Source organism: Pseudomonas sp. (genome assembly GCF_037994325.1).
Lineage (GTDB): Bacteria > Pseudomonadota > Gammaproteobacteria > Pseudomonadales > Pseudomonadaceae > Aquipseudomonas.
Window position 1 is genome coordinate 1 of sequence record NZ_JBBNAH010000591.1, and the last position, 4,941, is coordinate 4,941.

At 62.1% G+C, this 4,941-nt stretch carries 5 protein-coding genes and 1 pseudogene; 1 reads left to right on the top strand and 5 read right to left on the bottom strand.

The window, feature by feature from the left end; all coding sequences use genetic code 11:
• The 5 genes and pseudogenes from AAAB16_RS19770 to AAAB16_RS19790 form a co-directional block, all read right to left on the bottom strand.
• Positions 1 to 315, bottom strand: a pseudogene (locus AAAB16_RS19770) (two pore domain potassium channel family protein); the annotation flags it as partial.
• Between the two features lie 77 nt (positions 316 to 392).
• On the bottom strand, positions 393 to 1,052 hold the full coding sequence (locus tag AAAB16_RS19775) for a hypothetical protein (protein ID WP_340664866.1): 660 nt from the start codon (positions 1,050 to 1,052) through the stop codon (positions 393 to 395).
• 70 nt (positions 1,053 to 1,122) lie between these two features.
• Positions 1,123 to 2,442, bottom strand: coding sequence for an OprD family porin (locus AAAB16_RS19780; RefSeq protein ID WP_340664867.1), 1,320 nt, complete (start codon positions 2,440 to 2,442; stop codon positions 1,123 to 1,125).
• Between the two features lie 195 nt (positions 2,443 to 2,637).
• Entirely contained in the window at positions 2,638 to 3,351 is a 714-nt protein-coding gene (locus AAAB16_RS19785; RefSeq protein WP_340664868.1) for a DUF4431 domain-containing protein, read from the bottom strand.
• Between the two features lie 156 nt (positions 3,352 to 3,507).
• Positions 3,508 to 3,753, bottom strand: a complete 246-nt coding sequence (locus tag AAAB16_RS19790) for a DUF3077 domain-containing protein (protein WP_110614867.1) — start codon at positions 3,751 to 3,753, stop codon at positions 3,508 to 3,510.
• A 450-nt stretch (positions 3,754 to 4,203) separates the two neighbouring features.
• Here AAAB16_RS19790 and AAAB16_RS19795 point away from each other — a divergent pair, with 450 nt between their 5' ends.
• Positions 4,204 to 4,716 carry a hypothetical protein gene (locus tag AAAB16_RS19795; RefSeq protein WP_340664869.1) on the top strand — a complete coding sequence of 171 codons (513 nt, stop codon included), beginning with the start codon at positions 4,204 to 4,206 and terminating at the stop codon, positions 4,714 to 4,716.
• Positions 4,717 to 4,941: the final 225 nt, after the last annotated feature.

The following is a 4,941-nucleotide window of genomic DNA, read 5'->3' on the forward strand; positions in this document are numbered from 1 at the left end:
GCTGATGGCGGCGTAGAGGTAGAACAGCGCTTCCAGCAGGGAAATGATCAGTTCCAGGCTGGTGGTGGGCACCAGTTGGTCGAGCACTGACAGGCAAAACACCGCCAGCGCCAGTAGCACTGCTACCCATGTTTGCGCTGAGCTGCGTTTAACCACGTGCAGGGCCAGGCCCAATACCACTAAGCCAAAGGCGCCAAACAAGGCGCGGCCCAGTTGGGTGTCTTCCATCCAGGGGTACAGCAGCACGCCAAGCAGTTGCACAAATAGCAGGCCGGCGGAGGGGTGGCGAACGACGTAGTTGTTGGCAAGCAGCATGGGCGGCCTATTGGGGAGAGCGTTGGGATGCAGACAGCGCGGCGCGGCGAAGCGCTCGATAATTGTCGGCGGTTTTTTTATGGCGCCTGGGTGTGCAGTTGCAGGGTGCCGACCTCGGCGGCGGGCTCGCCGCTCACCTGTATGTTGGCTGGCTGCGCTGTACAGCTTTGCGCGCTGCAGGGGTAGTTGAGAACCTGCAGGCCATGCTCTGGCTGTTGGCTGACTACCGGCAGCAGCACCTGCCCTGGCTGGCTGCCGACTTGCAGGCTGTCGCAGCCGGTCCAATAGCCGACGATGCGGTAAGCGTCTGGCCCCGGTTTGGCGTGGCTAAACGGCACCAGTACCACGCTGCTCCAACGTTGGTGCACGCCGCTTTTGCCGATGCCGCTGTGGCTGAATTCCAGGCACATGCCCCAGGTTTTTCCGCCCGTGCTAACGCGGTAGGCGCCTAGCGGCGACAGGTCGAGTTCTGGCAAGTCAGTGCCCAGCTCCCGCAACCGCAGCGGTGTGCCATCGAGCTGCTCCATTCGCCCTGGCTCAAGCCAAATACGCAGCGGCTCAATATCCACCATGCAGCCGTTAGGCCCGCAGCCGTTGTCGTGGCCAAGCTCGTGCAATTCGGCTGGCTGGGCAGCGCCGCGCAGGGCGTCGCGCAGTTCGGTGGCGTTGGTGGCGGTGCTATCGGCGTGCGCTTGGGCAGCGCCGAGGAGCAAGAGCAGCAGAAGCAAGTGGCGCATTGCGGACGTCCGTGTGGGAAACGCGAGTGCAGTATTTTGCGCAATTACCTCACTGCTTTACCACCTCGGCTCAATGGCCGTTGAGCATGTCGAAGGGGTATTCGAGCACCACATACACCCGGTCGATATCACGCCCGGCTTGGGCGTCGTTGCCGCGATGGGTGACGTACGACAGGGTCAGCGCCAGGTCTTTCGCCGCGCCCGACTGCACTTTGTACTTGGCTTCGATATCGCGCTCCCAGTGGCGGCCGCCGCTGCCTTGATTGGGTACGTAGCTGCCCAGTTCCGCGTCGTACGGGTTGTAGGCGCCGCCTTTGGCAGCATGGCTGCCGTCGATTTGGCTGCCGCGTACATAGCGGGTCATAAACGTCAGGCCGGGGGTGAGCAGCTGGCTGAGGTCGAGGTCGTAGCGCGCTTGCCAGGACTGTTCGTTGGCGCCGTTGAAGTCGGCGTATTTGATTGAGTTGGCCAGGTAGATGGAGTCGCCACCGACAAAGTCGAACGGCGTATCGCCATGAATTTTCTGGTAGCCGAGGCTAAAGGCTTGTTGGGCGATTTTCAGCTTGGCCAGCAGGCTGCTGGCGGTGGTGTTGATGCGGCCGGCCGACGCGGCGCCGGTGTTTAGCGTGCGATAGAGGTTGGCGTCCCAATTCAGGCTGCTGTCGCTGCTCAGGGGATGGCTGCGGTGCAGGTTGGCGTAGTACTGGCGCCAGGTGTCGCTGAGCTCGGCCGCATACAGGGCGCCGCCGAAGGGCGCGCTGGCGGCGCTTTGCACGCCGAGCAGGCTGATGCTGTGGTGGCGGGTGGTGGCGCCGTAGCCGTCGAAGTCGCTGGCCGAGGAGCTTTCGTCCTGGTTTTTAAACGCGCTGAAGTGGCCGGCGGTCCAGCTCAGCGCGCTGCCCGCCTGGCCTTGCAGCAGGGCGCCAGTGGCGTATTCCGGTTGCAGGCGTTTGTCGGCGGTGTCGAACACTGGGGTTTCCACCTCCATTTCACCGAGCTTGAGGCGCATGTCGCCCACGCGCAGTTTTAACGCGCCGCCGGCGCTGGAATAGTCGCTGGCCGCTTTGCCCGAGTCGCCGACCGGCAACAAGCCGGTGCCAGCCCGCCCACCGCCGCTGTCCAGGCGCAGGCCCACAAAGCCATGGGCGTCCACGCCAACGCCGACCGTGCCGGACGTATAGCCCGACTCAAAGCGGGCGATAAACCCCTGCGCCGACTCGCGGTTATAGCTGTCACCGCTGTGGCCGGTGCGGGTGTCGTTATTGAGGAAGAAGGTGCGGCTGAGCACGTTGAACGTGGCGTCGCTTAACACGCTGGGTGTGTCGGCCTGTACGGCGGTGGCCCAGGCGCTGGCGAGTAGGGGGGCGTAACACAGTAGGGCGGGCCGCATGCACGAGCTTCCGATGGCGAAAGCTCAAGTATCGGCACAACGGCGGGGTGGGGATTGAAGGGCTGTGCTATGTGCCGCGTTTGTGCGCCATGCGTACCGATGTGGTTCCCGCAAGATCGCTTGGTGCGCACAGCACACCCGACGGCCATGGCGGCTGCTTTTGGGTGTGCCGTGCGCACGCGCAACAAGCAGGCGTTATTCGCCGTTGATGATGACTTGGCCTTGTCTTACCCAGCCGCTGAACGCTTGGCCTTTTTTGTTGGTGTAGCTGACCTCGGCCCAGCCGAAGCTGTGCATGTTGGTCACGGTGACCACGTCGCCGGGCACGATGTAGGCGCTGCTTTTGCCGCAGCTTTCGTTGGGGGCGGTGTGAAAGTACAGGCGCTCTTCGCCGATGATTTTCCCTGGCAGCGGGTTGGGCAGTAGCGGGTCTAGTGAGGCGTTTTCGGCCAGTACGTCACAGTCCACCGGGGCGGCCGGGGTGCCGCTGACAAACTCGACGTCTTGCAGCAGCAGGGGCGTGTGGTGGTGGCCGCTGATAGCGCCGGTGATGGTGCCCTTGAGGGTGATTTTGCCCTCGGCCATCAGGTAGGGGCGCAGGGTGTCGTAGCCCTTTTGGTCGAGGATCAGTTGCAGGTAGTCCAGGCGCTGGTCGTCGCTGACTTCAAATTCATCGTTTGCCGTCATGCACAGCGGCTCGGGCACGGCCAGGTAATAGCCGACCTCGGCGTGGTCGCCGGTGGTCAGGTCTTCAAAGCTGGGGGCGCCGGGGAAGGTGTCGGGGTAAATAGTGCCGGTGAGGGTGACGGTTTCAGTTTCAAACGCATGGCAATCGGCAGCAAACGACGAAGCCGGCAACAGGCTGGCGCAGAGCATAAGCACGGCGCCAAGGCGCGAGGAGAGTGGCATTGCGGATGGGTCCAAGCAGGGCAGGTGGGGCGGATTAGACGCGCACGCCAAGGCCGATTCAAGTGGCGCTGCTGGGGATGTGATGCAACGGGCGAAAATAGTGCCGGGGGTAGTGCGAGCAAAGGTCGCGCGGTCAGGCGCGACCCACAACGTTGCCTACGCCGCAGGACGGCTGGCATTTACCAGCGCTTTGGACAGCTCGGAGAGGTATTGCAGAACGGTGGTGTGTTTGTCCGCGTCCATGGAATCGCGGCAGAGCACCAGGTGTTCAACGCACCCGAGCAAAATGGCCGACTGCTCCAGCGCATCGCTGACGGGCACGCCCGCGTTGACGGAAAACAGCGGGAGGCCATCGGGGATACAGAAGGTGCTGGCTTGGGTTACAGCGGTTTGTTGGTTCATACGGTGTTACTCCTGGAAAGGTAAGGAGCTGTCACCGTTCGCGGTCAAACGAATAGGGTGGCAGCTGTACGCAGGTTGACCGACCGGACCCAGGAACTCCGGCACACCCGAAGGTGTCCCGCGCACAGCCGCCATAGCTAAAAGCGTAGGCATAAAAAAAGCGCCTGCTTTCAGAGATGGTGGCGCCATGCGCCTGGGCGTCGGGCGGTCAAACCCGGTCGTTGATTGTGGCAACGACGAAACGACTATAGGCGTGGCGAAAGCGCGGCGGCAAGGTTACAGGCATGGACGCGCGCTGTGGGAAATTTGCGTTTTTTGGGCACGTTGGCGCACGGCAATTAAGGGTCGCCGGTTTTGGCGTTGTCGGGTTTAATCCGCCGCTTGTATTTCCAAATGGAAGAAGCGGGGCTATGCGCCCGCAAGCTTCCAGAATTTGAGCATAGGCTGCCCATGAAAAACGCTTTTTGCCTGCTGGTCCTCAGCAGCATGCTTGCTGGGTGTTCCGGGTTTAAGTACGGCGGCTACCAGGGCGAGTTCAACCCAGCGGCAATGCCCCCCTATGACCTTTCCCAGCAGGCGCCCACCGCCGCGCTGATTTATTTCAATACCTACACCGCCCGCGAAGCGGGTATCGCCGTGCACCGTTTGCTGCTGGCCACCCATGTGGATGGCCAGGTGCTGCCTAACGCCAGCGCAACGGCGCCCGCGCGTGGTTACCAAGCGCTAAAGGTGGCGCCGGGTAAACATTCGTTGCAGTGGTGTTGGCTGTCGAAAAACACCTGGGGCCCAGGCGGTGAGCGCTGCGGGTTTAAGGCCGAGCAGGTGGAGTTCAAGGCGGGGCAGCGCTATGTGGTGAGCTGGACGGACGCCAAGGCGTTTGAAGGCCAGGCCACTTTTGTGCGCATCAACGCGCAGATTGAAAACCTCGATACCCATGAGGTTGTGTTTCGCCAGCAGCAGTAGCGGTGGCGGGGTTTATAGCGATAGCGCAAGGTGACGAGGGACGCGCAGTGGCCACTTCGCTGGCTACTGCGATCTCTTGTAAATCGCTTGGTGCGCACAGTGTTCAGCCGGGAGACATGGGTAACACCTGTCGGGAGACATGGGTAACGGGTTGATGATCATGTCGTCCGCTGCCTGATGTCTATCTGGCGCAGGGTTTTGCGGATAAAAACCACGTCGTAAATA

Coding starts and splice junctions, on each gene's coding strand:
- AAAB16_RS19785 (WP_340664868.1), bottom strand. CDS start 3,351: ATGCCACTCTCCTCGCGCCTTGGCGCCGTGCTTATGCTCTGCGCCAGC.
- AAAB16_RS19795 (WP_340664869.1), top strand. CDS start 4,204: ATGAAAAACGCTTTTTGCCTGCTGGTCCTCAGCAGCATGCTTGCTGGG.
- AAAB16_RS19790 (WP_110614867.1), bottom strand. CDS start 3,753: ATGAACCAACAAACCGCTGTAACCCAAGCCAGCACCTTCTGTATCCCC.
- AAAB16_RS19775 (WP_340664866.1), bottom strand. CDS start 1,052: ATGCGCCACTTGCTTCTGCTGCTCTTGCTCCTCGGCGCTGCCCAAGCG.
- AAAB16_RS19780 (WP_340664867.1), bottom strand. CDS start 2,442: ATGCGGCCCGCCCTACTGTGTTACGCCCCCCTACTCGCCAGCGCCTGG.